The 25564-nt window shown below is 66.4% G+C and carries 23 protein-coding genes and 1 pseudogene; 7 read left to right on the plus strand and 17 right to left on the minus strand.

Features of this window, described 5'->3' with window-relative positions:
• Positions 1-352: 352 nt before the first annotated feature.
• Genes MT490_RS16690 through MT490_RS16705 form a run of 4 tightly spaced genes read right to left on the minus strand, consistent with a single transcriptional unit; the run spans position 353 to position 3522 of the window.
• On the minus strand, positions 353-1315 hold the full coding sequence (locus tag MT490_RS16690) for a hypothetical protein (RefSeq protein WP_297390291.1): 963 nt from the start codon (positions 1313-1315) through the stop codon (positions 353-355).
• A gap of 26 nt (positions 1316-1341) precedes the next feature.
• The gene (locus MT490_RS16695) at positions 1342-2352 is read right to left on the minus strand and encodes an aldo/keto reductase (protein ID WP_297390293.1); all 1011 of its coding nucleotides are present in this window, start codon (positions 2350-2352) and stop codon (positions 1342-1344) included.
• A gap of 16 nt (positions 2353-2368) precedes the next feature.
• Positions 2369-2662, minus strand: a complete 294-nt coding sequence (locus MT490_RS16700) for a putative quinol monooxygenase (protein WP_297390296.1) — start codon at positions 2660-2662, stop codon at positions 2369-2371.
• A 59-nt stretch (positions 2663-2721) separates the two neighbouring features.
• Positions 2722-3522 (minus strand): type 1 glutamine amidotransferase domain-containing protein, encoded by an 801-nt coding sequence (locus MT490_RS16705; RefSeq protein WP_297390299.1) that lies wholly within the window; start codon positions 3520-3522, stop codon positions 2722-2724.
• A gap of 110 nt (positions 3523-3632) precedes the next feature.
• Here MT490_RS16705 and MT490_RS16710 point away from each other — a divergent pair, with 110 nt between their 5' ends.
• Positions 3633-4550 (plus strand): LysR family transcriptional regulator, encoded by a 918-nt coding sequence (locus tag MT490_RS16710; RefSeq protein WP_297390301.1) that lies wholly within the window; start codon positions 3633-3635, stop codon positions 4548-4550.
• Between the two features lie 2 nt (positions 4551-4552).
• Here the strand turns inward: MT490_RS16710 and MT490_RS16715 are convergent, their stop codons facing one another.
• Genes MT490_RS16715 through MT490_RS16730 form a run of 4 tightly spaced genes read right to left on the minus strand, consistent with a single transcriptional unit; the run spans position 4553 to position 8018 of the window.
• On the minus strand, positions 4553-5329 hold the full coding sequence (locus MT490_RS16715; protein ID WP_297390302.1) for an alpha/beta hydrolase: 777 nt from the start codon (positions 5327-5329) through the stop codon (positions 4553-4555).
• Positions 5330-5345: 16 nt separating this feature from the next.
• Complete coding sequence (locus tag MT490_RS16720; protein WP_297390303.1) at positions 5346-5756, minus strand: putative quinol monooxygenase; 411 nt, start codon at positions 5754-5756, stop codon at positions 5346-5348.
• 25 nt (positions 5757-5781) lie between these two features.
• Positions 5782-7149 carry a carotenoid oxygenase family protein gene (locus tag MT490_RS16725; protein WP_297390305.1) on the minus strand — a complete coding sequence of 456 codons (1368 nt, stop codon included), beginning with the start codon at positions 7147-7149 and terminating at the stop codon, positions 5782-5784.
• An 11-nt stretch (positions 7150-7160) separates the two neighbouring features.
• Entirely contained in the window at positions 7161-8018 is an 858-nt protein-coding gene (locus tag MT490_RS16730; protein ID WP_297390307.1) for a VOC family protein, read from the minus strand.
• A 433-nt stretch (positions 8019-8451) separates the two neighbouring features.
• Here MT490_RS16730 and MT490_RS16735 point away from each other — a divergent pair, with 433 nt between their 5' ends.
• Together MT490_RS16735 and MT490_RS16740 are read left to right on the plus strand one after the other, a co-directional pair.
• Positions 8452-11445, plus strand: coding sequence for a sensor histidine kinase (locus MT490_RS16735; RefSeq protein WP_297390309.1), 2994 nt, complete (start codon positions 8452-8454; stop codon positions 11443-11445).
• Entirely contained in the window at positions 11442-12071 is a 630-nt protein-coding gene (locus MT490_RS16740) for a response regulator transcription factor (protein ID WP_297390310.1), read from the plus strand. The genes MT490_RS16735 and MT490_RS16740 overlap by 4 nt, the downstream gene beginning before the upstream one ends.
• Positions 12072-12351: 280 nt before the next feature.
• On the opposite strand, the gene MT490_RS16745 is transcribed toward MT490_RS16740, so the two are convergent.
• On the minus strand, positions 12352-12867 hold the full coding sequence (locus MT490_RS16745) for a hypothetical protein (RefSeq protein WP_297390312.1): 516 nt from the start codon (positions 12865-12867) through the stop codon (positions 12352-12354).
• 187 nt (positions 12868-13054) lie between these two features.
• Here MT490_RS16745 and MT490_RS16750 point away from each other — a divergent pair, with 187 nt between their 5' ends.
• Positions 13055-13189 (plus strand): hypothetical protein, encoded by a 135-nt coding sequence (locus tag MT490_RS16750; protein WP_297390314.1) that lies wholly within the window; start codon positions 13055-13057, stop codon positions 13187-13189.
• A 381-nt stretch (positions 13190-13570) separates the two neighbouring features.
• Positions 13571-13948 carry a TrbC/VirB2 family protein gene (locus MT490_RS16755; protein WP_297390315.1) on the plus strand — a complete coding sequence of 126 codons (378 nt, stop codon included), beginning with the start codon at positions 13571-13573 and terminating at the stop codon, positions 13946-13948.
• A 71-nt stretch (positions 13949-14019) separates the two neighbouring features.
• Here the strand turns inward: MT490_RS16755 and virB11 are convergent, their stop codons facing one another.
• The 8 genes from virB11 to MT490_RS16795 are packed head-to-tail and all read right to left on the minus strand — an operon-like array spanning position 14020 to position 21739.
• Complete coding sequence (virB11, locus tag MT490_RS16760) at positions 14020-15012, minus strand: P-type DNA transfer ATPase VirB11 (RefSeq protein ID WP_297390317.1); 993 nt, start codon at positions 15010-15012, stop codon at positions 14020-14022.
• A complete protein-coding gene (locus MT490_RS16765) occupies positions 15009-16085 on the minus strand; it encodes a TrbI/VirB10 family protein (RefSeq protein ID WP_297390319.1) in 1077 nt (358 codons plus the stop codon). Before MT490_RS16765 ends, virB11 begins: the two co-directional genes overlap by 4 nt.
• Complete coding sequence (locus tag MT490_RS16770) at positions 16085-16774, minus strand: TrbG/VirB9 family P-type conjugative transfer protein (RefSeq protein ID WP_297390321.1); 690 nt, start codon at positions 16772-16774, stop codon at positions 16085-16087. The genes MT490_RS16765 and MT490_RS16770 overlap by 1 nt, the downstream gene beginning before the upstream one ends.
• On the minus strand, positions 16771-17571 hold the full coding sequence (locus tag MT490_RS16775) for a VirB8/TrbF family protein (protein WP_297390323.1): 801 nt from the start codon (positions 17569-17571) through the stop codon (positions 16771-16773). Before MT490_RS16775 ends, MT490_RS16770 begins: the two co-directional genes overlap by 4 nt.
• Entirely contained in the window at positions 17568-18797 is a 1230-nt protein-coding gene (locus tag MT490_RS16780) for a type IV secretion system protein (RefSeq protein WP_297390325.1), read from the minus strand. The genes MT490_RS16775 and MT490_RS16780 overlap by 4 nt, the downstream gene beginning before the upstream one ends.
• Positions 18794-21148 carry a VirB4 family type IV secretion/conjugal transfer ATPase gene (locus MT490_RS16785; protein WP_297390327.1) on the minus strand — a complete coding sequence of 785 codons (2355 nt, stop codon included), beginning with the start codon at positions 21146-21148 and terminating at the stop codon, positions 18794-18796. The genes MT490_RS16780 and MT490_RS16785 overlap by 4 nt, the downstream gene beginning before the upstream one ends.
• Positions 21127-21411 carry a VirB3 family type IV secretion system protein gene (locus MT490_RS16790; protein WP_297390329.1) on the minus strand — a complete coding sequence of 95 codons (285 nt, stop codon included), beginning with the start codon at positions 21409-21411 and terminating at the stop codon, positions 21127-21129. Before MT490_RS16790 ends, MT490_RS16785 begins: the two co-directional genes overlap by 22 nt.
• 1 nt (position 21412) lies before the next feature.
• Positions 21413-21739: a TrbC/VirB2 family protein gene (locus MT490_RS16795; RefSeq protein ID WP_297390333.1), complete on the minus strand. Its 327-nt coding sequence runs from the start codon at positions 21737-21739 to the stop codon at positions 21413-21415.
• A gap of 821 nt (positions 21740-22560) precedes the next feature.
• Between MT490_RS16795 and MT490_RS16800 the strand changes: the two genes are divergently transcribed.
• Both MT490_RS16800 and MT490_RS16805 read left to right on the plus strand, forming a co-directional pair.
• Positions 22561-22740, plus strand: coding sequence for a hypothetical protein (locus MT490_RS16800; RefSeq protein WP_297390331.1), 180 nt, complete (start codon positions 22561-22563; stop codon positions 22738-22740).
• Between the two features lie 60 nt (positions 22741-22800).
• Positions 22801-25564, plus strand: a pseudogene (locus tag MT490_RS16805) (hypothetical protein); the annotation flags it as partial.

A 25564-nucleotide genomic window follows, 5' to 3' on the forward strand; every position in this document is an offset into this window, starting at 1 on the left:
TCCGTCCGAGGAGGCGCTCGAGGAAGCACTGCAGGGCTCGGCGGCCGGGTTGCCCGAGCAGCTGGAGCAGCTCGACGAACTGCTTTCCAGCATAGGTGCGTAGCGCGGGTCGGGAAACGCGCCTCGGGGGGCGTCTGCTCTTGGGAAGTGACTCTCCCGGCCTTTCCGGCCGGAGCCGGGGCGCGTAGCCGCCCGGAAGCTATTTGAGAGAAACTTTGGAGAAATCGCCTGAGAATCTACGCAGAGGTCATCAAGCCTTTGAAAAGGGCTTGGTGACCTCTGCGGGAGCCGAGCCGGTGGTCAGCTGTGTCTCGCAGCTCGAACATCTAACACGTGCGCCCGATCGCCACTCCTATTGGAGTCGCAGGTTAAGATTTTCACGAAGCCGCAGACGGCCAGTATCCTCTATCCGCTCCGGTGTGACACGTCCGCCTGTCGCAGTGAGATCCCGAACCCAAGACTGGACTTTCGACGCGCCATGCGCCCTTTCGAGGTTCTCGAAAACGCGCCAGGCAGCCTCGTAGCGCGCCTGGATGTTGCTTTCGTCGCTCGTCAGATCGCCGGAGCTGATCTTGTAGGGGCCTGGTGGAACGAACGCGGGGTCGGCTTCCATCTTCTTGCGATCCTCTGCCGATGCCTGGCGCAGGATCGCGTCGCGCGTGACGCTGACGCCGCCCCATTTGCTCAGTTCCACCGGTGTGGTGGAGGCAGCCAGCGCGTCGGCATGGCGGCGGGCATCCACCTGCCCGGCGGCGGGAGCCAGCCTGGCGGTGATCTTGCGGCTGATCCATTCGGCATGCCCTTCCTCGAGCCAGCGGGGCAGTTGCGCGCCCGCGCGCTTCTGGAAGGCATGGACCTGCTCGTGCGGCATGGTGACCACGGCCATGTTCTCGCCCTCGGCGCCGAGCGTTCCGTCGGGCCGGGTGACGACGGTCCAGCGGCGGTCGCGCGCGTCGCGCGGGGGAACATAGGCGGGATCGGCGGTGAAGGTGACCGAGAACCATTGGCCGCTCGGCCAGGCCTCCTCGGTCTCGTCGCCGATCAGCCGAAGCTGTGCGCCCAGGCAAGCCGCCCTTGCCCAGGCGCTTCGGGCAGACACCGCGTCATAATGGGCCTTCATCCAGCCGCCGCTCCTGCGATCGGTGATGCGCAGATAGGGCAGGTCCCCATCGCTGGCGTCGATCGCCTCGATCTCGATCCCCGGAAGTCGGGGACGAGCGCCGATGGGCGCGGCGCACGCGGCACGTGCCTGGACATCGAAGCTGTCCGCATGGGCAATCGGCGGCGCCAGCAGCGCCAGCAGATGAAAGAGCATTGATCGTTTCCAGTGAAGCGTGGATGTCAGCCCGAGATCGGAAGCGGGGCTGCGGAGTCGACCAGCCCCGCCGCACGCAGCTCGCGCCAGAAATCGACGGGGACGACTTCGTCGAGCGCGGCGCGGTCTTCGACGATGCGGCCTGGCCGGCTCGCGCCCGGAATCACCGCGGCGACGGCGGGGTTGGCGAGTGCGAACTGCAGGCCGGCAGCCTTCATGCTGATGCCATGGCGATCGGCGAGCGCCTTGATCCGCGCCACCTTGTCGAGGATGGCGGATGTGGCGGGGGCATATTCGAAGTTCGGCCCGCCGACGAGCGCGCCGGAGCTGTACGGCCCGCCCACGACGATCCCGAGCCCGCGCTCCGCCACCTTGGGCATCAGACGCTGCAGCGCACGGCTGTGATCGAGCAGAGTATAGCGGCCGGCGAGCAGCGAGCCGTCGGGGTGCGTACCGTCGAGATCGAGCAGAAGCTCGATCGGCTCGACGCGGTTCACACCCAGGCCCCAGGCCTTGATCACGCCTTCGTCGCGCAGCCGGTCGAGCGCCTTGAACGCGCCAGTCTGCGCGCTCTCGAACATCGCCAGCCAGTCATCGCCGTAAAAATCCTGCGCCACGTCGTGGACCCACACGATATCGATGCGATCCGTCTGCAACCGCTTCAGGCTGTCCTCGATCGAGCGCAACGTCGCATCGGCCGAATAGTCGTTGATCACCTTGTTGGGTCGGCCATCGGCGAACACGGAACCCTTTTCGCCATTGTCGCGCGGCCCTTCCTCGATCTCGTCGAGCACCACGCGACCGACCTTGGTGCTGATCACATATTCGTCGCGCGGCTTCCCCTTCAGCGCCTCGCCCATCCGGATCTCGGCGAGGCCGGCGCCGTAAAAGGGCGCATTGTCGAAATAGCGGATGCCGTCATTCCAGGCGGCCTCGACCGTCGCCAACGCTTCCTCCTCTGGAATTGCGCGGAACATGTTGCCGAGCGGCGCGGCGCCGAAGCCGAGCTTGCTGCCGATGATGTCCTTCAGTGCCATGGTCCTGATCCTTGTTTCAGGCGACCGAGACGGGATCGAGCGTCAGCGGGGTGCGCTCGGCCAGGTCGTTGATTTGCGAGAGATAGATTTGGAAATGCGGACTGGCGCGATGCGCGGCGACAGCGCCGTCGTCCGCGTAGAGCTCGTCGAGAACGAAGCGGGCGGGGTCGGCACGATCCTGCCACAGGTCGTAGCGCAGGTTGCCTGGTTCGGCCCGGCTGGGCGCGACCATGCCGTCGAGCAGCGCACGCAAGGCTTCCGTCTTGCCCGGGCGGGCGGCGAGGATCGCGACGATCTTCAAACGGGTCATGCTCATTTTCCTTGCGAGACCGGCGGGACTCCGCAGCGCTCCACCGGTCATTCGGGTTCTCACGCCGCGACCAGCGCGCGATCGAGCGCCTCGACCAGCGCCTCGGCGATCGGACCATCCGAACGCGGGTTCTGGCCGGTGATCAGCTCCCGATCGATGACCACATTGGGCTCGAAATCGATCGCGCCGGTGATCACCTCGCCGCCGGCGACACGCAGCGCGTCGGGCATGTAGAAATAGAGCCTGGCGTGGAGGACATTATCCTCGACAACCTTCTCCTCGCTCGTGGAGAAGACGGTCATCCGATAGCCGGTATATTGCCAGCCCTGCGCCCATTCCGCCGCCTTGGCGGCGTCACCGGCGACCAGCGCGGCGCGAAACTCGCGGGCATGCGGCATGGCTGCGGTCACCGCGATCGGGCCATGGCAGAGCAGGGCGGTCGGCTTGGCCTGCTCGTGGAAGTGGCGAAGGATAACGCCGAGATCGGCATCCTGCATCAGATCCGCGATCGGGGCATGGCCGCCGGGGACGAACAGGCCAGCATAGCCGTCCAGCCCCTCGTCGATCACCTGACGCAACGTGCGGACCTCGTTCATCGCCGAGTCTTCCGTCCAGAAGGCCGTGGCCCTGGCAAATGCAGCTTCGTCGCCGCCGAAATGCGCAGCGCTGTTCGACAGTTCGTCGATATGCGGCCTGGTGCCGTCGGGCGTGGCGAGCACGACTTCATAACCGGCTTCGATCAGCGCCGTCGAGGGCACGACGGTTTCGTTGAGATACTGGCCGGTGGTAGCCCAGCCGCCACCCTGAAGCTCGATCCGCGTGGCGTTGGAACCGATCACGAGCACTTTGCCCTTGGCCATCTGAACCTCCATTGTTGGTGTCCCCTGTGGACGACGCCGATATGCGCCCGGCGCAGACATTCCAGAAGTTTATTATCTTGATTTCAGTTATAAGCATGAGAAGATAACTCATGCGCTACGACCTCAACCTGCTGCCGATCTTCGTAGCGCTGATGGAGGAACGCAGCGTGACCCGCGCCGCCGAGCGGCTGGGCATGACCCAGCCGGCGCTCTCCAATGCGCTCGCCCGGCTGCGCACGATGCTCCAGGACCCGCTGTTCATCCGCGAGCGCTATGGCATCCAGCCGACGCCGATCGCGCTGGAACTGGCGCCGGGGATCGCCGATGCGCTGGCCAGGCTCGACGACGCCGTGCTCGGGCAGCAGGATTTCGATCCTGCCAGCGCCGAGCGGCTCTTCACGATCGCGCCCAATGGCTATGTCGAGTTCGTGCTGCTGCCTGCGATCGTCGCCCGCCTCCAGCAGATCGCGCCGGGGATCAAGCTGCGCCTGACGCCCTATGGCAACGACCTGGCGGAGACCGGGGTGACATCGGGCACCACCGCGATGGTGCTCGGTCGCATCGTCGATCCGCCGGACAATCTCGTCGTCCAGCACCTGATGGACGAAGGACTGGCCTGTGTCGTCCGCGCCGGCCATCCGGAGATCGGCGACAGCATCTCGCGCGAGCAGTTCGAGCGGCTGAAGCACGTCAACGTCGTGCCGCCCGGGCGCATGCGCGCCGGGCTGTTCCAAGCGCTCGCCCAGCAGCAATTGAAACGCGAGGTAGCGCTTTCCGTCACCAATTTCTTCGCGGTGGCGGAGATGGTCGCGGTCACCGATCACATCGCGACCCTGCCCGGCTTGATCTGCCGCCGGCTGGCCTTCGACCCACGGCTCAGGATCCTGTCGGCGCCGGTCGATCTCGGCACCTTCCCGGTCGAGATGGCCTGGCATGTGCGCTATCGCCACGATCCCGCGCATCGCTGGCTGAGAGGTCTGGTGGGCGAGGCGATCCGTCATGTATCGGCGCTCGCTCCGCCCGCCTGATCCTATTGCGCCGGCTTGGCCGCGGCGTGGGTGGCCGCTTCCTCGATCAACGCAGCGACCGCCTCGGGGTTCGCGACGAAGACCGCATGGCTGCCGGGCACCTCACGGAGCGTCGCGCCGGCGCGCCTTGCCATGCCGCGCTGGCCGTCGGGCGGGATGATCCGATCATTCTGTGGCACCAGGAACCAACTCGGCCTGATCTTCCAGGCGGGCACGGTGACCTTGCCTTCCAGCGCTCTCGCGCCCCAGGGTTGCTGCGAATCCGCCATGAACCGCGACACCTCCGGTGCCGCATCGGCGGCGAAGAGCGCCGGGAATTTCGATTTGTCGAGCGTCAGCGTGCCGTCGGGACTCGACACGATCGGCAAGGGCGGCGCGCCGGGTGGGGCGCTGGCGGTGATCGAGGCGACCGACTCTCCCTGGTCCGGCGCGAAGGCGGCGACATAGACGAGCGCGGTCACCTTCGGGTCCGATCCCGCCTCGGTGATGACCATCCCGCCATAGGAATGACCGACAAGCACCACCTTGCTGGCGATGGTCGCGAGCGCGCGCCTGGTCGCCGCGACATCGTCTTCGAGGGATGTCGTCGGGTTCTGCAGGACCACTACCTCGTAGCCGTCCTTGCGCAGGATCTTGTACACCCCGGCCCATCCCGACCCGTCGACGAACGCGCCATGGACGAGGATGATGGTCGGATGCTTGCCCTCGTCTCCCGCTATGGCAGGGACGGCGCCGGTGACGAGGCTCGCGGAGGCGAGCGCTGCGATTGCCTTGTTCATCTCATGATCTCCATGGTCAGGGACGGTTGCCCAGGATCTGCATCCGCATCGCCTTGACCGGGCCCTCGGCGAGCTCGGGCAGGCGCGCGAACCAGGCCTGGACGTGCGGCGTGCGGTTATGCGCTTCGAAATCGGCCTGGGTGGCGAATATCTCGTAGAAGATGAAATGGCCGGGCCGCTCGCGATCCTCCTGGAGGAAATAGAGCAGGTTGTTGGGCTCGGCACGGACCTTGGCGACGAGCGGCAGCGTCGCCTGGCGCAGCGCTTCCTCCTTGCCCGGCCTAGCCTGGATTTCGGCGACCACGGCATAGGCGGTGACCGGGATATCGGCATAGCGGATGCCGGCATGATCCTGCGCCATCGCGGGTGCCGCCGGCGATGCCGCGCCGATCAGCGCGGCGAGCACGAAGCGTCTGGGAAAGCGCATCTTGCATCTCCTTGGAAAACGGAAGTTAATCGGCATCCGGCACCCAATTTCCGTGGAATCCGGGCGGGACGATGTGCGGCAGGTGGATGCGCGCGAGGGGCGGTCCCTCGAAATCGCGGGCGTCGATGATGACCAGATCGGTCGTCCGCGCCGCCGCATCGATGACGAAGCCGATCAGCCAGCCTTCGTCTTCCTCCGCCCTGGCATAAGCGGGCACGAACATGAACTCGCACGGGTGATGATCCGGGCCGAAATCGTGCACCTGCCGCGTGCCGGCGATCATGTCGTGCTTGAACAGGCCCGTCCCGGTGAACGGGTCCTCCAGCTTCATCGTATAGGCGTAGCGATAGGGCTGGCCCAGGCGGCGCTCGTCCGCGCGGGGAAATTCCTGCGGGGTGGGGTCGATGACCGTGCGCGCGACGGTGCGGGCGACGGGATCGACGGTCCAGCGCTCCAGCTTGGTAACCTGCGAATCCGGGCCGGAGGTCCGCTTCCAGAACATGCGGTCATGGACGATGAGGTCCAGCACCACGCTGCCATCCGCCGCGTCATAGGCATTGACCGCATGGAACACATAGCAGGGATCGATCGCACACCAGACAATGTCGCCCGCTTCGCCCTCGCGTGGCAGGAGCCCCAGCCTGGCCGCATGCGACCCGTTCCAGCGGTACGGAAAATTGTACGCGGTGATGGCCGCCGTCAGCGAGAAGGTGACCGGCAAGTCGAGGATCACCGCAAAGCGCCGGGTGAAGGCGCAATCATGGATCATCGGGCCGTGCTTGACCGGGATCTTCACCTCGCGCCGCACCCGGCCTTCCGGTGTGACGACCACATAGCGGATCGACCGCCATTTGCTCGCGTCATAGCAGATGCCGTGCATCTCGCCGGTCAGCGGATCGACATGCGGATGGGCGGTGAAGCTGCCGTGCAGCGTTCCGTCGAAATCGGTGTAGCGCCGCGTCTCGAGCGTTTCGCCGATCTCGACCGGCGTGCTGCCCGCCTCGATCAGCCCCAGCGTCCGTCCGGCGAAGCCGACGACATTGGTGTTGACCGTATCGAACAGATGGCGCGGCCCCGGCGTCCGGGGCTCGCCCAACGCCTTGGTCACCGCGTCGGACCGGATCCAGCGATTGCGGTACCAGCGCGCGTGTCCATTCTCGATCCGGATGCCGTGGATCATGCCGTCGCCGGCGAACCAGTGATATTTGGCCGGATTGGGCGCCATCGGGTTCGGGCCCATCCGCAGATAGCGCCCGGCTAGCGTGGCGGGGATCGTACCGGTCACCGGCAGATCCTCGATCGTCAGCTCCTCGCGCATCGGCGCGTGGATCCCGGTGAGATAGGGATTGCCGGATCCAGCGAACGAACCGCCGCCGGTCGAAGCCTGGGACATGGCGATGCTCCCTACCGCTGCGCGGCGGCGACCAGCTGCAGGTGCGCCGCGTGCGCATTGTCGAAGACCTGCTTCACCGGCCCGAGCGCCTGGACGAATTCGAGCTGCTCGCCCTCGGATCCGATGCAGTAGATCAGCCGCCAGCCGTTGGACTTGCCCTCGGTGATCGGGTTGCTGTTCGCCTCGAGCGGCGCGCCGCGCCGTTCGGCCTCCGTCGTCACCGTGACCACGCGGTTGGCGCGGACCTGCGTCATCCCGCGCCGCGCCGATTCGGCTTCCAGGTCGCGGATGAAGGTGTTGAAATCCACGTCGTCGCGGATGTGGAAGCAGATGTGCATCATGCGCGGGAAGGCGGGGCTCATATGGTCCAGCGGCTCGGCGAAGCTCCGGGGGCCGCCCATCGGCTGGTCCGCGTCGCGATATTGCAGCAGCTCGATCACGACATTGTCGAATTGGATGAAGCGCACGTCGAGCCGCTGCGCGCCGCCGCGCAGGTCGGGCACGCCCATGGCGCGCGGATTGACGCCGCGCACGCGTGCTTCGATCTCCTGCCCGGTGAGCAGCGTGTTGTGGATGCGCTCGCCCTGGAAATCGCCGTCGCGCATCACTTCGGTACCGCCGAGCACATCGGTGTAGAATTCGAACGCGCGGTCCATGTTCTGCACCGTCAGGCCGAAATGCTGAACACCCTGGAGGCGCGCGCCCAACGCCCGGTTGCCGACGCGCTTCGCCGTGGCGCGCGTCGTCTGCGCGGCCGCCGGCGACACGGTTGCCGAGGTCGCCAGGCCGGCCAGCACTGCGCCGCCGGCGATGCGCATCGCATCGCGGCGTTCCTGGTCGATCGGGTTCGAATCATGCCGGTCGGTCATTTGCGTTCTCCTTGAGGAAGGTCCCGGTCCGCTGGAGAGCGAGCTGGGACGGACCGGGGGGAAGGCGCGTGGCCGATGTCGCTCGCGACATGGGCGACCGGCACCACGCTCTCCCGAAGACACACGCTTGCCTCCATTTGCGGACCAAGGCGGATCGCGTCGGATCCGATCGCGTTCGCAAGTTGCATCGCCGGCGCGGCGGGGGATATCCCGGGAGAAGAAGCCCCGGGCTACACTTTCGGGTCGGGCGTCGCGGAGGGAATCTGCCCGGTATCGGGAGTGGCTAGGCGCGCGCGTTCCCTGCCGATACGCTCGGAAAGAGGATACGCACGGTTACACGTTCGAGTGATGCGGCGCTCGCCCGGGGGGATAGGGTTGCCTGGGGAAAGCCGAGATTTCAGGCGGGGGCTCTATGCGGTTGCACTCGAAACGGATGCTGCTCCTGTTGCTGCTGCCCGCTTTGCTGCCCCGCGCCGCCGCTGCGCCCTCTGGTCCCGGGCGCACCATTGCCCAGTACAAGCACACACGCTGGTCGATCGACGAAGGGGCGCCGCCCTTCGTCAGCGCGCTGGCGCAGGGACGAGACGGCTTTCTGTGGATCGGCGGCGGCACGGGTCTGTTCCGGTTCGACGGCGTCGCCTTTGAAGCGATCGCGCCGCGCCAGGCCGATCCCGCGCGGCGGTTGGTGACCGCGCTGCACGTGGCTCGCGATGGCGCAATCTGGGTCGGCTACGACAACGGAGATTTCAGCGTCTACCGCGGCAACGCGCTGCGGAACGCCTCGATGACCAGGCCCTCCAGCTATGTGATAGAGTTCGCAGAGACGTCCGATGGCGCGATCTGGGCCTCTCTTGGTCGGACCGATCGTGCACTGGCCCGCTACGTCAACGGCGCCTGGCGGGAGGTCGGGACGGATTGGGGACTGCCGCCGGACTGGGTGATCGCGATGACCGCCACCCGGGACGGGTCGCTTTGGGTTACGACAAACACCGCCGTGCTGGTGCTGCGCCGCGGGTCGCGCCGGTTCGAGCGGGTCGCGGCGGCGGTCGGCAGCCCGGCGATCAGCCAGGATCCAAGCGGAAGGATATGGCTTTCGGACCTTGGCGGCAGCAGGATCCTGTCGCCCCTCGTGCAGGCCGGCACCGCGCGCACCTATCCTACGCCGGGCTCGAGCCGCAACTTCCGGACCCTGTTCGATCGGCGGGGCAATCTATGGGGTGTCGGTGCATTGGGAGTCTTCCGGCTTCGCGGATCTGGCGGCGAGCAGCGGGAAGTCGAGATCTATCGCCAGGAGGATGGCCTGACGTCCGACAAGGCCGTGCCGATCATCGAGGATCGCGAAGGCAATATCTGGGTGGGCACCAGCATGGGCCTGGATCGGTTCAGCACCGCCAATGTCGTGGTCGAACCGACGCTTCGGGACAAACCCGACTTCGGCTATCCGCTGTTCGGCGCGTCCGACGGTACCGTCTATATCGGCACAGCGAACGCGCTGCACCGCGTGCTGCCCGGCAAGGCGCCCGAGTTGTTGGTCAACCTGCAATCGAATCCCGACTGGATTTGCGAGGGACCCGTCGGCACGATCTGGGTCTTCCAGCGCGATCGGCTGCTCCGCCTCCAGCGCGGTCGGATGGCGTTCCAGCCCTTGCCCGGCGCGCTCGAAAGCCGGACCGGCATCCTGGCCTGCGCGTTCGATCGACGGGGCGTGCTATGGGCGGGCGCCGGCCGTGACGGACTGTTCCGCCTCGATGGCGGAAGCTGGCGCCGCGTGCTGGCGCCGCGGAAGCCCGAATTGCTGCCGACGATGATGGAGACGGGATTGGACGGCAATCCGATCCTCTATCTCGAAGCCGACGGACTCGTCCGGCTCGATGCGAACGGCGGAATCGCGGCGACGCTGCTCGGTGGCGACCCCGACTTCGGCATTTCCGCTTTGTATCAGGGCCGGAACGCGCTGTTCCTGGGCAGTGGGCGGGGCATCGCGCGGTGGCGGACAGGACGATTTGAGTGGCTTTCCGCCACGCGATTTCCCTGGCTGGACACGCCCGTGGCGTTGATCGACACACCCGAAGGCGGGCTTTGGTTCATCGGCCCGGCGGGGATCGTCGGCCTGCCCCTCGCGGAATTCGATCGCGCGCTTGCGGACAAGAATCGCCCGCTTCAGCCGACGATCCTGTCCTTCGAGGACGGCCTGCCCAACGGCCATCTGGTGAACGCGCAGCAAAGGATCGCGCGCGGCGGCGACGGGCGCCTTTGGTTCGGCACTTATGGCGGCGTGGTGTGGGTCGACCCCGCGCATATCGTGCGCAACCCGGCGCCCCCGCCCGTCAAGATCACCAGGGTCGCGTTCGCCGATACCATGCTGCGCGATCCGGATGCGGTGACGCTGAAGGCAGGGACGTCGCGCGTCGAGATCGACTATACCGCGCTCAGCCTCACGATCCCGAACCGCATCGCGTTCCGCTATCGCTTGGAAGGGGTCGACGAGGACTGGGTCGATCCTGGAACGCGGCGCCAGGCATTCTACACCAATCTGCGCCCGGGCACCTATCGCTTCCAGGTCATCGCGGCGAACCAGGACGGCGTGTGGAACCGGACGGGCGCCAGCATCGCCATCCACCTGCCGCCCACTTTCGTCCAGTCGAGCTGGTTCATGCTGATTTGCGCGATCGCTGTCGGCGGCTTGATCTGGCTCGCCTATATGTTGCGGCTGCGGCAGGTCACCGCGAAGCTTCAGGGCCGTTTCCAGATCCGCATCGCCGAGCGCGAGCGCATCGCGCGCGAGTTGCACGACACGCTGCTCCAGGGGTTTCAGGGGTTGATGCTGCGTTTCCAGACGGTCGCCGATCGAATCCCCGAGAACGAGCCCCTGCGCGGTTCGATCGACGATGCGCTCGACCGCGCCGATGCGCTGCTGATCGAAGGCCGCCGCCGGGTGCGCGACCTGCGCGGCGACGCGGGCGACCTGGAGCAGGCACTGCGCGATGCGGCCGAGGCGGCCATCGCGGAGAGCCCGATCCGTTTCGACCTCAGTGTCGATGGAAAGCGCCGCGATCTCTCGCCGCTCGTTTGCGAGGAAGCCTTGCGGATCGGCGAGGAAGCGATCCGCAACGCGGTCGCCCATGCCGGAGCGACCGCGATCGAGGCGGTCCTGCGTTACGACAGCGCCGCGTTCGGGCTTTCGATCCGCGACGACGGTGTCGGCATCCCCGAAGCGATCGCCGAGGCTGGCGCGCGGACGGGGCATTTCGGACTGGTCGGCATGAAGGAGCGCGCGCGGCGGATCGGCGGCACGCTGACGATTGCCGGCCGTGACCCGGCGGGAGCCGAGATCGGCTTGTCGGTCCCGGCGCGTGCCGCTTATGTTGCGCGTGCTCGCCGCTTCCGGTTCCCGTGGCTGCAGCGTGAAGCGGAGTCGCCCCAATGACCGCCACGCCCCCCATCCGCATCCTCGCGGTCGACGATCATCCGGTACTGCGCGACGGCATCGCCGCGATCCTCGCGCCGCAGGAGGACATGGAGCTGGTCGGCGAAGCCTCAGATGGCGCCGAAGCGGTGGCCGCTTTCCGCAATCTCAGGCCCGATGTTGCGCTGATGGACATCCAGATGCCGGTGATGGACGGGCTTGCCGCGATCACGGCGATCCGCGGGGAATTTCGCAACGCGCGTATCATCGTTCTCACGACCTATGAGGGAGATGTCCAGGCCGTTCGCGCGCTCAAGGCCGGTGCCGCCGCCTATCTGCTCAAAACCTCGCTCCGCAAGGAGCTGCTCGATGCGATCCGCGCGGTCCATGCCGGGCGCAGATATGTCCCGGCGGAGATCGCGCAGGAAATTGCCCTCCACGCCGGCGACGATCCGCTGAGCGCGCGTGAACTCGCGATCCTCCAGCTCGTCGCCCAGGGCCGAGCGAACAAGGCAATCGCCTGGGAGCTCTCCATTTCCGAGGACACGGTGAAAGCGCATCTAAAGAGCGTCTTCGCAAAGCTGGACGTGCACGACCGTACACACGCGGTCACCACCGCCTTGAGGCGTGGGATAGTCGCGCTTTGAGGAGATCGGAGCGCGGGATGAGCAAATATCTTCGTCCAACACCATCCGGCGAGATCGCGGTCGGCATATCGGACAAATTTCTGTCTGAGCAGAAATTTCGCACGCTAAGTTATTGAAAAGATAGGTTGCCCCTACGGAAGCAGTTTATTGCTAGTAACCAATTGAGATGTAGTGCAAATTATCGGTATCGGTTTCGCTATACCATCATAGATACCATCAAATTCCGGGAATGATTTGAAGGGCCTATCGTAACCGAACGATACGCCGGCGGCGGTTCATATTAGTTGAGCCCATTGATCGTATAACTGCTGAGGCTCGACGAACCTACCACGCCGACCGTTGTACTGAAGGTGAAAACATTGCCGTCGCGGTCGGTGTAGATATAGGCGCCATTGGCGTCCCGCACGAGTTCGCCGGCATAGCTGTCGTCGGTTGAGTGCATCAGCACCGGATTGGGCGGCATCGTCTCATAGAAGGTGCCGCTGGCGCTCGTCCCCATATGCACGATCGGCTTCTTGAAGGTCGTGCAGAATATGTCGCACGTCGTCTTCTGGTTAGGCGCGATGTAGATGTCGTAATTGTGGCTCATCCGCGGGCCGAAGAAGGGCGTGTTGGGATCCCGCCGTCCGCCGAGATGGAACCGCTCGAGCTTCAGATTGCCGATCACCAGGTCGGTGTCTGTGAAGGTGAACGAGCCGTCGGCGAGGCTCACCCCGCCCGGGGTCATCGTATATGCCTTGGGCGGGACGATATCCTGCGCACGGGCGCCAGGCGCTGCCGCGGCTAGCGCCGCCATCGAACCGCAAACAAGCATGAACGCAGATTTGGACACCATTTCCCCCTATGTTCCCAACGACCCTCAGCGCTCAGGTGTGAGCGGTGCCGATGGCGGCGTGGTCGGAGCCGTAAGGGGAGCCGCGTTGGGCTCAGCGGGAGCGGACGCTTGCATTGCCGTCGACGCGAGCATCCCGTTCGGCGCGGTCGTGCACGGAGAGCCTGCCGCTCCGACGACATATTGCGTACGGTTTCCCGCAGCGTCGAAGCACGTCCCCGTGGCGATGCCGTTGTTCGGTCCGCCGCTGGTGCTCGAGCTCACCAGCCGTCCCAAGGCATCGTAGGAGTAGGTCGTAGCCTCTTGCGCATGCGCACAGGTCGACGTGCCCGCAAGTGCGCCGATCGCGCTTCCGGCTATCCAGCAGGCGCGCAGAAAGGGCCTGCGCGCTGAACGCTGCAAACTCATCTGAGATATTCCCCCTCTTCGGGCTGCCGAAGGGTCGCCCGTCAACAAATTCAACAGCTTCGAACCCGAAGTTCGCCCCGCGACCCCCACGGCGAATCTCGTTTCGGGGGTGACCACAGCCCAGTTTATGCTTTGGCGCAACTGTTTTGCCGGATAGCGGACCATTAACCGCGAAAGCTCCTCTTGCCCGATCGTCAGGCCGCGCGCAGGGTGAAGCGATGTCACGTGTGCCATCTTTCCAGTCGGTTCGGAAACGTCGATGTTAGCGGGCTTTCCGAGCTCGTCGCAGGCGGACCCGACAGGTTCGAGCGCCGTCGTTGCAGCCGTTCAGTGGCTCGAGGGAACAGTGCTCGGCACGATCGCGACGACGCTCGCAGTCATCGCGGTGGCGAGCGTTGGCTTGTTGGCGCTCAGCGGCCGGATGGATCTCAGGCGTGCCGCTACGGTCATATTGGGGTGCTTCGTCCTGTTCGGAGCGTCAAGCATCGTCGCCGGACTGGAATCGCTGGCGAGGGCCGGGGAGGCGCCCGTACCCGAGCCGTTCATAGCCTCAGCCGAGGTTTCCCCGCTGGCGCGGCCTCCGATACAACAACTGGGCTACGACCCTTACGCCGGCGCCGCCGTCCCGATGCGGTAGAGAAGCGCGGGCGCGAAGGGCCTGCGTCTGGCCTTTGCGCGAGTACCGCTTCGGGCGCATCTTACGCTCCTTCAAGCCAGCCGCACCTCGGCCACGCGCCGTCGTCCGCCGCTGCGGGCAAGGTGCACAAACACGTCCACGGTGCTGCGCACATAGTGCCGAACGTCGTCGCGCCCGAGCTGTGTGCCTGCCTGGAGCACCAACAACACGATCTGCTCGATCGCCTTCTCCGCGGAGTCGGCGTGGACCGATGTCATCGATCCCGGATGCCCAGTGTTGATCGCGCGTAGGAAGGCATAGGCCTCCTCGCCGCGCAGCTCGCCCAGGATGATACGGTCGGGGCGCATGCGCAGCGAAGCGGCGAGCAGATCAGTAGCGCTCACCCGCGCCTCGCCGAGCGCGCCGCGCACCGCGAGCAGGCCGACGAGATTGTCGTGATGCTGCTGCAGCTCGGGCGTGTCCTCGATCAGGATCAGCCGTTCCTCGGCGGGAATCTCGCGGATCAGCGCGTTGAGGAACGTGGTCTTGCCCGTCGAGGTGCCGCCCGAGACCAAGATGTTCTTCCGTGCCCGCACCGCCGCCGCGAGCATCCCGGCGATGTCGCCGGCGTCGAGCATACGGGCGAGCCGGAGGTCGGTCTCATTGTGCTCGGTGGCACGATGTGTCGTCGTGTCGAAGGCGCCCGCGGCGACATAGTCGCCGAGCGAGAGATCGGAGGATATGTGCTTGCGGATCGCGATCGCCATCGGGCCGCGCGTTGCCGGGGGCGCCACGATCTGCACGCGTGCGCCATCGGGGAGGCTCGCTGAGAGCAGCGGATGCTCGCGGCTGATGCCCTGGTGCGAGAGCGCCGCGATCTGGCGGGACAGCCGCTCCAGCGTCGAAGCCTCGAGCGCGGGGGCGTCGTGGCGCTCGATCGCGCCGCCCAGCGTCTCGACCCAGACTTCCCCAGGCCGATTGACGTAGATGTCGGTGACGTCGGGCCGCGCGAGCATTCCAGTGAGCGGGGCGAGGTAGGAACGGAGATAGATCTGTCCCTCGCGCTCCGCCGCGGCGCTGCTCATCGCGCCTCGACCCCCGTGAAATCCAGGTCGCGCGCGACGAAGATCGAGATGCTGGTGGCCGCCTTGACCTTCAGCGTCGGCCGGATCTGGTTGGGAAAGCGCGTCACGCTGCCCTGCGAGCCCGGCAGGATCACCACCGACGAATCCACCGAGCGCGAGGCGAGATTGACGCCGATATCGAGCGCGGATTGCAGGATGGCGCCGGCGAAGCGCTCGAGGAAATGGCTGTTGACGCTGGCGCGGATGCCACCGCGGCCAAGCGTGTCGCCGGCGGGAGATCCGATCGCGATCGTGGCGCCGTCGGGGCGGATCAGTCGGATCCAATTGACCAGCATGCGGTTCTGGCCCGCCTCGGCGTCCGAGCGATATTCGCCGATCAGGCGGCTTCCGCGCGGAATGAGTATCCGGCTGCCGTCGAAGCCGCGAACGTCGCGCGAGACGATGGCACGCGCCAGTCCGGGGCGTGTCGAATCGAGCGCGGTCTCGAGCACTGCGGGGATCAGCGTGCCCTGGGGCACGGTCGTCGCGCGGTTGGCGAGCACGCCGGCGCCAGCGCGGGCTCCGGCGATATTGTTGGTCGCATTGCCGAGCGGCGACGCTGGGCCCGGAACGCCCTGCGCGGGGGTGCCGGCAGCCGGCGCGGGCCCAGTGGTGTCGATCACCAAGGCGGGCTCGGCAGTCACGCGTGATGGCGGGGCCGGCATCGGCACTGGCATCGGTGGCGGCGCCTGGGGAACGTAGATCACTTGTGGCTGCTGGGGCTGCGACGCCGGTGCCGGTGCCGCTATTTCGCGGACGATAACCGCAGGGGGGGGCGGCGCGGGTTGGGGGGGGACGTAGAGCGACGGCGGCAGTGCCGGCGTCGTCACGAGATCCGCGGAGCGTGGCCGTACCGCAGGCGCGGTCAATGCGCGTCGTCGCGCGTCGAGCACGGCGAACAGCAGCAGGCCGACAAGCGCCACGCCGAGCAAGATCGCCCAGATCGGCACGCCGGCGCGCGGCCGTGCGACTACGGGCAGCACACTGGCCTCGCCGGTCGTCCGCGGATCCGCGGAGGGAGGCGCCGTCGCCATCAGCGCCCTCCTGCCGCGACGCGAACCGCGGTCGCGCTACGATCGTCGATGCGGAAAACCAGTTTGGACTGGATGCTGTCGATCACCATCCGGCCGTCGCGCATCATTCCGTTGACCAGGGTCTCCTTGCCCTGGTCGTTGACGGCATAGACCGCGGGCAGCGTGCTTCCCGGCGGCCATTCGATATAGGTGTGGATGCCGTCGTCGTGCATGCCGCTCGGGATGAGCGGCCTCGCACCGCGCATCTTGTAGCGACCCAGTAGCGCTTCGGACGCAGTATCGGTCGGAGCAGCGGCGGGGGTCGGGTAGCTGAAGCGCAGGGCGAACGGCATGTCGAGTTGCGGCCCGGGCAGCGGCACCAGCTCGAACGAATAGAGCCGCGTGTCGGTGATCACGGTCATGTTGGTCGTGACGTCGCCGCGCACCGCCTTGACGAACAGACGGTCGCCGCGGCGGTTCGCGGTGACCTGCCATCCGCTGCTGTCGCCCACCGCGACATTCTCGATGCGCTCGTCGGGCGCCAGCTCGACCACGATCTGATAGCCCGGCGCGGCCCGCAGCGTGAACACCGTGTCGGGGCTGTATTCGATCGACTGGAAGCGCGGATTGGGCGGGGGCGGCAGCGGCGCGGCCTGCGCGAAGGCGAGCGAGGGTGCGAGCAGCAGCGCGGCGGCAAGCCATATCCTCACAGCTCGACTTCCGGCTGGGCGGGCCGCGGGGCGGGAAGTTGTGTCGCCGGCCCCGGGGGCGCGATCGCGGGTGCGGTCGGGCCGGGTTGCGGAGCCGCGGCCGGTTCGGGCGTCGGCGGGGCCGCCTCGGCATTGCGCTGATAGCGAGTCACTTCGAAGCCCAGCGGGTTCACGAAGCGATCCTCGAGGCTCATCGGTTCGCCCGAATAGCGATAGCGGATCACCGAGACCCAGGCGCGCGCCGGTTCGCTCCGCCCGCCCGCGTCGCGCCGGACCGTGTCGAACCGGACGAGCGCGGCGTTCTGTCCCAGCGGCGACACGCTCTTCACGCGCGTCTCGATCACCGTCGTACGGGGAAGCCGCGCGAGCGGGCTGTCCGGGTTCGAGGCCTGCACGCTCGCGACATAGGCGTTCCGCGCATCGCCCTGCGACCAGAGCGAGACCTTGCGATAATTGGCCTGCACCGCCGAGATGTCGAAACTCTCGCGCGCAATGACATACTGGACGAGGAAGGACTGGGTCAGCGCGCTATTGCCGCTCACTTGCTGCGCATCGAGCGGCTTCAGCGCCTGGACGAAGCCGGTCTGCTTGTCGACGAGCAGGGTATAGGGCTCGACGGTCTTGAGCGGCGTCAGCATCAGCAAGGCGAGCGCCAGCATCAGCGCGACTGCGGTCGCGACGCTCGCGACGATCCACGCGGTCCGGCGCGACGCGCGCAGCGCCGCCTGGCGATCGTCCGCCCAACTGCCCGCTTCGCGATAATAAGCGTCGAGCGCTTCGCGCGCCTTGTTCTTCATCTTGCTTTGTCCCTTCGCCCCGCGCTCGTGGACACGCGACTTTGCGTGCGGCGGCGATGGCTCTGTCCGAGCGGTGTGGGCGGCGACGGTGGCATGTCGCGCCCGGATGCTTTGGTTATCGCGCTATGGGAAGCCGTTCCCGGCGATGCGGTCTGCGCCGCCGTCGCCTCGCGTCGCTGCACATGTGCCACCGCTTCCGCCACCGCGGCGGCGCGGGAGAGCTGTGCGGCGGGCACGTGCGTCTCGCGCGCAGGCTGGATCGGCTGCGCGGCGCCACCGCGCCAGCCGGCCATCATCTGGGCAGGCGCCATGCGCCAGGCGAGCGGCAACCGGAAGCCCAGGACAAGACGTGCAGCCATGCCCAGTCCGGCGAGCAATGCGAGCGCGAATGCCAGCGCCACGACCAACAGTTCGGTGGCCGCGCCGCCGATCGCGAACTGGGCCTCGCGGCGGGCGATCAGCTCGGCGAGCCACGGCTCGAGCAGCGCGAGCTCGACCATGAGCAGCAGGGTCACGGCGATCGCCCCGATCACCGCCGCGGCCAGCCCGCGGATCCAGCCCTCGAACAGCCCGCGCGTGCCTTCGAACAGCAGGAAGGCGATGAAGAAGGGGCCGAGTGCCAGCAGCAACCCGGCAACCAGCCGGACCGAAGCGAACCCCGCGATCGTCGCGGTGAGGAACACCAGCCGGGCGGTGCCCAGCGCGAACGGCGTGAAGATGCTGGGAGGCTCGGTCGGAATCGGCGTGACCACTTGCTGGCCGTCGACGCCGGTGCGAACCGCTGCCGCGGGACCGTTTCCGAGCCGTCCGAGCTCGATCAGTGCATCGTCGACCAGTTCCAGCCGCACCGCCAGGTCGCCCGAGGCGCCGGGAAGCCCAGCCGGGGCGCCGACGCCGGCGACCAGCTCCGCCGGACCGTGAAAGGCCACGTCGTACGCCAGCGTCCGATAGGCGGTCCAGCTGGTGGCGAGCGCGAGGACCACGCCGATCTTGACCAAAGCCACCACACCGTCGCGCACGCCCGGCATGTCGCCGAACAGCATGCGATAGCCGAAGAAGGCGACGAACAGGGTCAGCATGCCCGTGAGCAGCAGCGACAGCGGCGAGCCCGGTGCGGAAAGCGCGAGATAGCCCTGGCTCCCGAGCGACTGCGCCTGGCAATCGACGAATTGCAGGACGCTCTGGAGGAAGGCGCCGTCGGTTATGCTGGGGCAGGCCATGGTCATGCCACCTCCAGCAAGCGCGGCAGCCACTCGGCCGGATCGTCGCCGCTCGTCGCGCGAATTTCGTCGAGCAGCCGTACCGTGCGCTCGCGGCCCGACAATATGGTCAGCATCTCGCGCTCGCCGGTCAGGTTCAGCCGGGCGACGACGCTCTCGTTGCCGTGCTTGATCAGGAAGCAATGCGCATTGTCGGGCAGCGTCCGGACGAGCTCGAACTCGTGCGAGGTAAGCCCGAAGCCCTCGATATAGTCGGCGGCGCGCGCCTTGGGATTGGCCATGAAGATCTGCGTCGCGGCCTGCTCGATGATGGCGCTGGCGATGCGGCTCTCGAGCGCGTCCTGCGCGCTCTGCGTGGCGAAGCCGACGATGCCGTTGCGCTTGCGGATCGTCTTCTCCCAATCCTTGATCCGGCGGACGAAGACGTCGTCGTCGAGCGCCTTCCAGCCCTCGTCCACCACGATGATCGCCGCCGTGCCGTCGAGCCGCTCCTCGACGCGGTGGAACAGGTACATCATCGCCGGGGTGCGCATCGCGGGATCGTCGAGGATCTGGGTCATGTCGAACCCGACGGTGTCGGCGGTGAGGTCGGTCTCGTCGCGCGCATTGTCGAACAACCAGGCGCGCTCGCCTTCGCCCCACCAGGGCCGCAGCCGCGCCCAGAGGTCGGCGGCGTGCGGACGATGCCCGCCGCGGAACAGCTCGGCGAGATAACGCAGGCGGCGCTGCTCGATCGGTTGATCGAAATTGGCGTCGATCGAATCCTTGATCCGGGCGAGCTCCTCGATATCCGCGCCGCCCGCGAGCAAGGCGACCCAGTCGATCAGGAACTGCCGGTTGGCGGGCGTGTCCTCGATCTGGAGCGGATTGAGCCCTGAGGGCGTGCCGGGACGCAGCAGGTCGTAGCGGCCGCCGATCGCACGCAGGAACAGTTCGGCGCCACGATCCTTGTCGAAGAAGATGATCCTCGGACTGAACTTGCGCGCCTGGGCGAGCAGGAAGTTGAGCACCACCGTCTTGCCCGACCCGGACGGCCCGATCACGGTGAAGTTGCCCAGGTCGCCCTGGTGGAAATTGAAATAATAGGGGCCCGCCGCGGTGGTCTCGAGCAGGGTCACCGCATCGCCCCAATGATTGTCCGCGGCGCGGCCCTGGGGCAGGTTGTGGCCGCTGGCGAAGCCGGCGAAGTTGCTCGTCGAGACCAATCCGCGACGGGCGATATACTTGAAATTGCCCGGGAACTGCGCCCAGAAGGCAGGCTCGAGCGCGATCTCCTCGCGGACGGCGATGATGCCCATGTCGGCGAGCACCGCCTGCGTCTCGGCGACGCCCTCGTCCACCTCGGCCGGGGTGTCGCCACGGACCGCGATCGTCATGTGGTGCTCGCCGAAACCTGCACGGCCGGCGGCGACATCGTCCTTCGCGCTCGACAGGTCGGTGCGCAGGCTGACCGCCTCGTCCTCGGCCGAGCGCATCCGCCGGAGCGCGAGGTTCATCTTCGAGAGCGCGGCCTGCCGCTCGACGAAGCCGAAGCTCTGCGAGATCGTCAGCTCGAAGGGCAGCCGCAGCAGTTCGTCGAGCATGCCGGGCGCGGTCTGGCCGGGATAGTCCTTGATCGACACCAGCCCGGTGAAGCTGCGCGGGAGCGTCCCCGTCGGCCCGAGCTCGACCGTTTCCTGGCCGAAGCTCACCCGGCGATAGGGCAGATAGGCGCCGAGATCCTGCAGCGGCAGCAGCACCGGCCGGACCTCGCCATTGTACAGCGACGACAGGAATTCGAGCAGCTCGGAGCAAGTGCCCTGCGGCGTCTGGTAGACGCCGAGCAGCCGGGGCTCGTAGCTGCCCAGCGCGGCGAGCAGGGCATCGCGAGCCACGTCGAGCTGGCGCAGTTCGTGGCCGGTATCGGCTTGGGCCACGCCGCCGCGCAGCCGGTCGAGCAATCCGATCCGGCCCTGCAGCGGACGGCGGACGAGCGTCAGGAACAGGTCGTTGACGTAGAGCCGTTTCTGCGCGAGCCGCGCCTTCCACGACGCGTCGAGCCGCTGCGAGAACGCATCCGGGAATTCGGCGGCCAGCCCGGCATCGACGCGCCGCCGCACGACATGGCTGTAGACCGCGAAGCGCGACGACCCGATCGACTGCAGCATCGCGTCGCGCAGCCGCTTGCGATAGTTGATCTCCTCGGTGTCAGCGGTCTCGAAGAGCAACCCGCGCAGGTGGAGCACCTGCATCAGCAGCCCGTCGCGCGTCTCGATCGTGTGATCGTCAACGTGCCGGGCATAAGGAAGGTGGCGTCCGGCCGGCGCCTCGCGGCGCACAACCTCGGGATCGCGGGTCAGGGCCGGTAGGAGTTGCATCGCCAGATCGCATGGTTGCGGACGCGCGGGCAGCGGGCGAGCCGGGTGAGCCAGAGGTCGAAGAAACGCGGCTCGCGCAGGCAAAGGATGACGCCGGCCAGATGGATGGCCAGCGCCGCCGCGATCGCCCAGGGCGACTTGAAGATCAGGAACAATTCGGTCGCGATCACCGCATTGGCGATGAAGTAACTATAGGTGACGCCGGCAAACATCTGCGGGCGCGTGAGCGCGACGAACAGCTGGTCTCGCTCGAGACCGTTCATCCTATTGTCCCAACTGTGCCGTGGACTGGATCCCGGCGACGATGCTCGCGGCCCCGAACAGGATGAAGCAGCCGAGGATCACCGTCGCGCCATAGCGCCAGTTGATCCGGCCAGTGAGCATCAGCAATCCCACCGAAGCGACCGCGATGACCGCGACGACGGTCGCGATCGTACCGAGCAGCGTACCTTCGAGCCAGCGGACGGCAGAAACGATCACGCCGGATCCTGCCGGGTCGGCCAATTCTTGCGCCACAGCTGTAGATTCAAGAACCAGACCTGCCAACAATGTGGCGACGACCCGGCGCACAAGGTTACCGCCCCCCAACATACCCTCCGACTCGGCGTGAATAATGCACTCCTCCCGTATCGCGAGCACCCTTCCGATGCGCAAGGGAGAAGAACAGAATCTCGCATCGGCGAACCGATCCGGCCAGCTTCAATTCTGTTTATAAGGGAGAGACTTGATCGCACAGGGCGACACGAAGGGTAGCCGCGAAAAGTGCCCCGAGTTCGCCTCTCCCATAAGCCGCGCAGACCCGCGAGGCTGGATCCTTCATACCAACGCAGCGGATCGTCCTCACCGGCGCTATGGACGTAGCGTCTCAGCAGCGTATCCGCGCTGCTGTACTCCGCCTTCAGCTGGTGCCCCTCGTAGAGGAAGTGCGTGGCGCCCGTCGTCGTGCCGGTGGTCTCGTAGAGCGGGCCCAGTGGGTCGTAGATGAGCGTGGCGCCTGTCAAGGCCATCACCAGCCGGTTCTCGGTATCGTAAGTACGCGTGGTGCCGATCGCCGTCAAAGCAGTGCCCCGCGCTTGCGCGCGAGCAATGTAATCACTCTTTTGCGGAGGTTGCTGCATCGGCACACTGCTCAATGCCTTCCCTTCTCACGAGTGCGCCAACTATCTCCGAAACTCCGGAAGCGCTTCAGCCTAAGTGAGAACGAGTTTAGCCGGGAGGCGGCGATCGAAGTTTATGCCACGCTAATCAGACAAATGCATTGCGTTGGACAGAGACTCTCGCTCTAATGGTAATGAAGTTGATTCGTCGGGGAGGCGAATATCTTCAACACTTGCGCTTTTGCGCAAATGTATTCTGCTGGGGGTGGTATGCGTATTTTCCGGATCGGTGCTTTCTGCGCCTTGTGCGCACTTGTGGGAGCGCATGCAAACGCCTCCGAGACGATCACCTACACCTATGACGCCAAGGGCCGCCTGGTGAAGGTCGAGCGCTCGGGTGCCGTGAACAACGGCGTGAAGTACGAATACACGCACGACAAGGCGAACAACCGGCGCAACCTCAAGGTGACCGGTTCGTCCAATCCAGCACCCTGAGCGGTGCACTGTTGCCCGCCCAGGCGGGGTGTTCTTTAGTTCGAATCGGGGGATTAGATCATGTACAATGTCGGGGCACCGCGCCCGGGCAACGGCAAGGCCGTGGCCAAGTTCCTGGTGCGCTCGCTGCTCGCTTCCGCGTCGCTACTCACGCTAGCGACGCCGATTGCGCACGCGCAGCAGACCATCGCGCCACCGGTGCGCCCCTCGATCGACAGCAATGGCGTAGATCTGTTCAGCGGCACGCTGCAGATCAGTTCGCCCTCGATCAGCGCCGGGCAGGAGAGCAATGGTCTTAGCTACGCGCGTTTCTGGCGCGGCTTCGGCTGGTCGGACGACTTCTCGCTCGCGTTGGACAAGAGCGGCACCACGGTGACTGTCAATCTCAATCGCGTCGCCGACGGCTTCACCGAGAGCGGCGGCACCTACACCCCGACGGAGGGCAACGGCTCGACGCTGACCTTCAACAGCGGCACCAACATCTATACCTACACGCGCCGCGACGGGACGGTCGTTCGCTTCAGCAAGAACCTCAAGAACAACGTCTATTCGGGCTCGAGCGAGGGGCGCGCGCTCGACGTCACCAGCCCCTCCGGCGAGAAGGTGACCTTCGGTCATGAAACCGCCAATTATTGCCTCACCTGGAAGCAGACGTCGGAGGACCCGATCTGCCTGACCAGCACGCCCGTGTTCCGGCTGACGACGGCGACCAACGCCAATGGCTACCGGCTGAACTTCGCCTATCAGGACGAGTTTCTCGAGGGCTATCCCAACAACCTCGAGGGCTGGCTGACGATCACCGGCGCATCCATCAGCAACCTCGCCAGGCCTTCGTCTCCCGTCGTCGCCTCGCTCGCCTTCAGTGTCAGTGCCAGTGGCGGCTATTCGTACCAGACCTATCAGGACGCCGCCGGGCGCCAGAGCGTCTATCGCTCGAACGGCGTCCAGATGCTGGGGATCAAGCGTCCGGGCAGCAGCAGCGAGGACGTGACCTTCACCTATAGCGGCGGTCGCGTTGCCAGCGTGACTACCCCGGCGGGAACGACCAGCTATTCGGCATCGGATGCGGGCGGCATCCGCACCGTGACGGTCACCGACACAGGCTCGCATGCGACAGTCTATGCGTTCAACATCGCCTCGGCGCGCATGACGTCGATGACCGATCCGCTCAGCCGGACCACCAGCTGGCAATATGATGAGAACGGCCGGCTCACGCGCGCCACGCATCCGGAGGGCGACTACACCCAGATCACCTATGACGACCGCGGCAACGTGACCGAGCGGAGCGAGGTCGCCAAGGCGGGCTCCGGCCTCGCCGACATCGTCACCTCGGCGACCTTCCCGGCGAGCTGCACGACCGCAGCCACGTGCAACAAGCCGATCACGACGACCGATGCGCGCGGCAATATCACCAACTACAGCTATGACGCTACGCATGGCGGGGTGACGGCGGTCACGGCGCCCGCGGCGACCGCCGGCGGTATCCGTCCGGAGACGCGCTACGGCTATTCGACTCTGCAGGCCTATTTCAACACCGCCGGCTCGATGGCCGCGTCGGGGCTGCCGGTGACGCTTCTCACCAGCACCTCGACCTGCCAGACGACCGCGAGCTGCACCGGCACTGCCAATGAGATCGTCACCGGCATTACCTATGGCCCCCAGACTGCCGGCACGGGCAACAACCTGGCTCCGGTTTCGGTGATCAAGGGCGCGGGGGATTTCTCGCTCCTCGCCACGACGAGCTACACCTATGACGACACCGGCAATGTGCTGACGGTCGACGGGCCTCTCGCAGGGACCGCCGACACGGTGCGCTATCGTTACGACAACGTCCGGCAACAGATCGGCGCCACCAGTCCCGACCCTGACGGCGCAGGCGCGCTCAAGCCGCGTGCGCAGAAGGTCACCTATGATCCGAAGGGTCGCGTTACCCAGGTCGAGATCGGCAACGTTAACAGCCAGAGCGACGCCGACTGGGCCGGCTTTACCAGCCTGCAGCAGGTCGTGACCACCTATGACGGGGCCGACCGCAAGGTCCAGGTATCTTCGACGGCCGGCGGCAGCACCTACGGCGTCACGCAGTACAGCTATGACAGCGACGGGCGGCTCGACTGCACCGCGCTTCGGATGAACAGCGCGACCTGGGGCGCGCTGCCGGTCGCGTGCTCGCTCGCCACCACGGGATCCGCCGGGCCCGATCGCATCGTTCGGAACAGCTATGACATCGCCGACCAGCTGACCAAGGTCCAGACCGCCTACGGCACGGCGGACCAGTCAGACGAGGTGATCAGGAGCTATACCAACAACGGGCAGCTCGCGAGCGTCAAGGATGGCGAGAACAATCTCACCACCTATGAGTATGACGGCTTCGACCGACTACTGAAGACGCGCTATCCGGTGACGACCGTCGCTGCGGGCACGAGCTCGACAACCGACTACGAGCAGCTCGGCTACGACGCGGCGAGCAACGTCACCAGCCGCCGCCTGCGCGACGGGCAGACGATCGGGTTCACCTACGACAACCTTGATCGCGTTTCGCTGAAGAACCTTCCGGGCAGCGAACCCGATGTGTCGTACGGCTACGACCTCCTGGGGCGGATGACGGCAGCGAGCCGGACCGACGGTCACTATGCCAATTTCGCCTTCGACGCGCTCGGCCGCAACACCAGCGCCAGCACCGTGATTGGAGGAACGGTCGGCTATCAATATGATCTCGCCGGCCGCCGGACGCGGCTGACGTGGTATGACGGCTTCTATGTCACCTACGACTACACCGTCACCGGCGAGATGACCGCGGTGCGCGAGAATGGCGCCACCTCGGGCG

The organism is Sphingomonas sp. (genome assembly GCF_026460985.1).
Lineage (GTDB): Bacteria > Pseudomonadota > Alphaproteobacteria > Sphingomonadales > Sphingomonadaceae > Sphingomonas.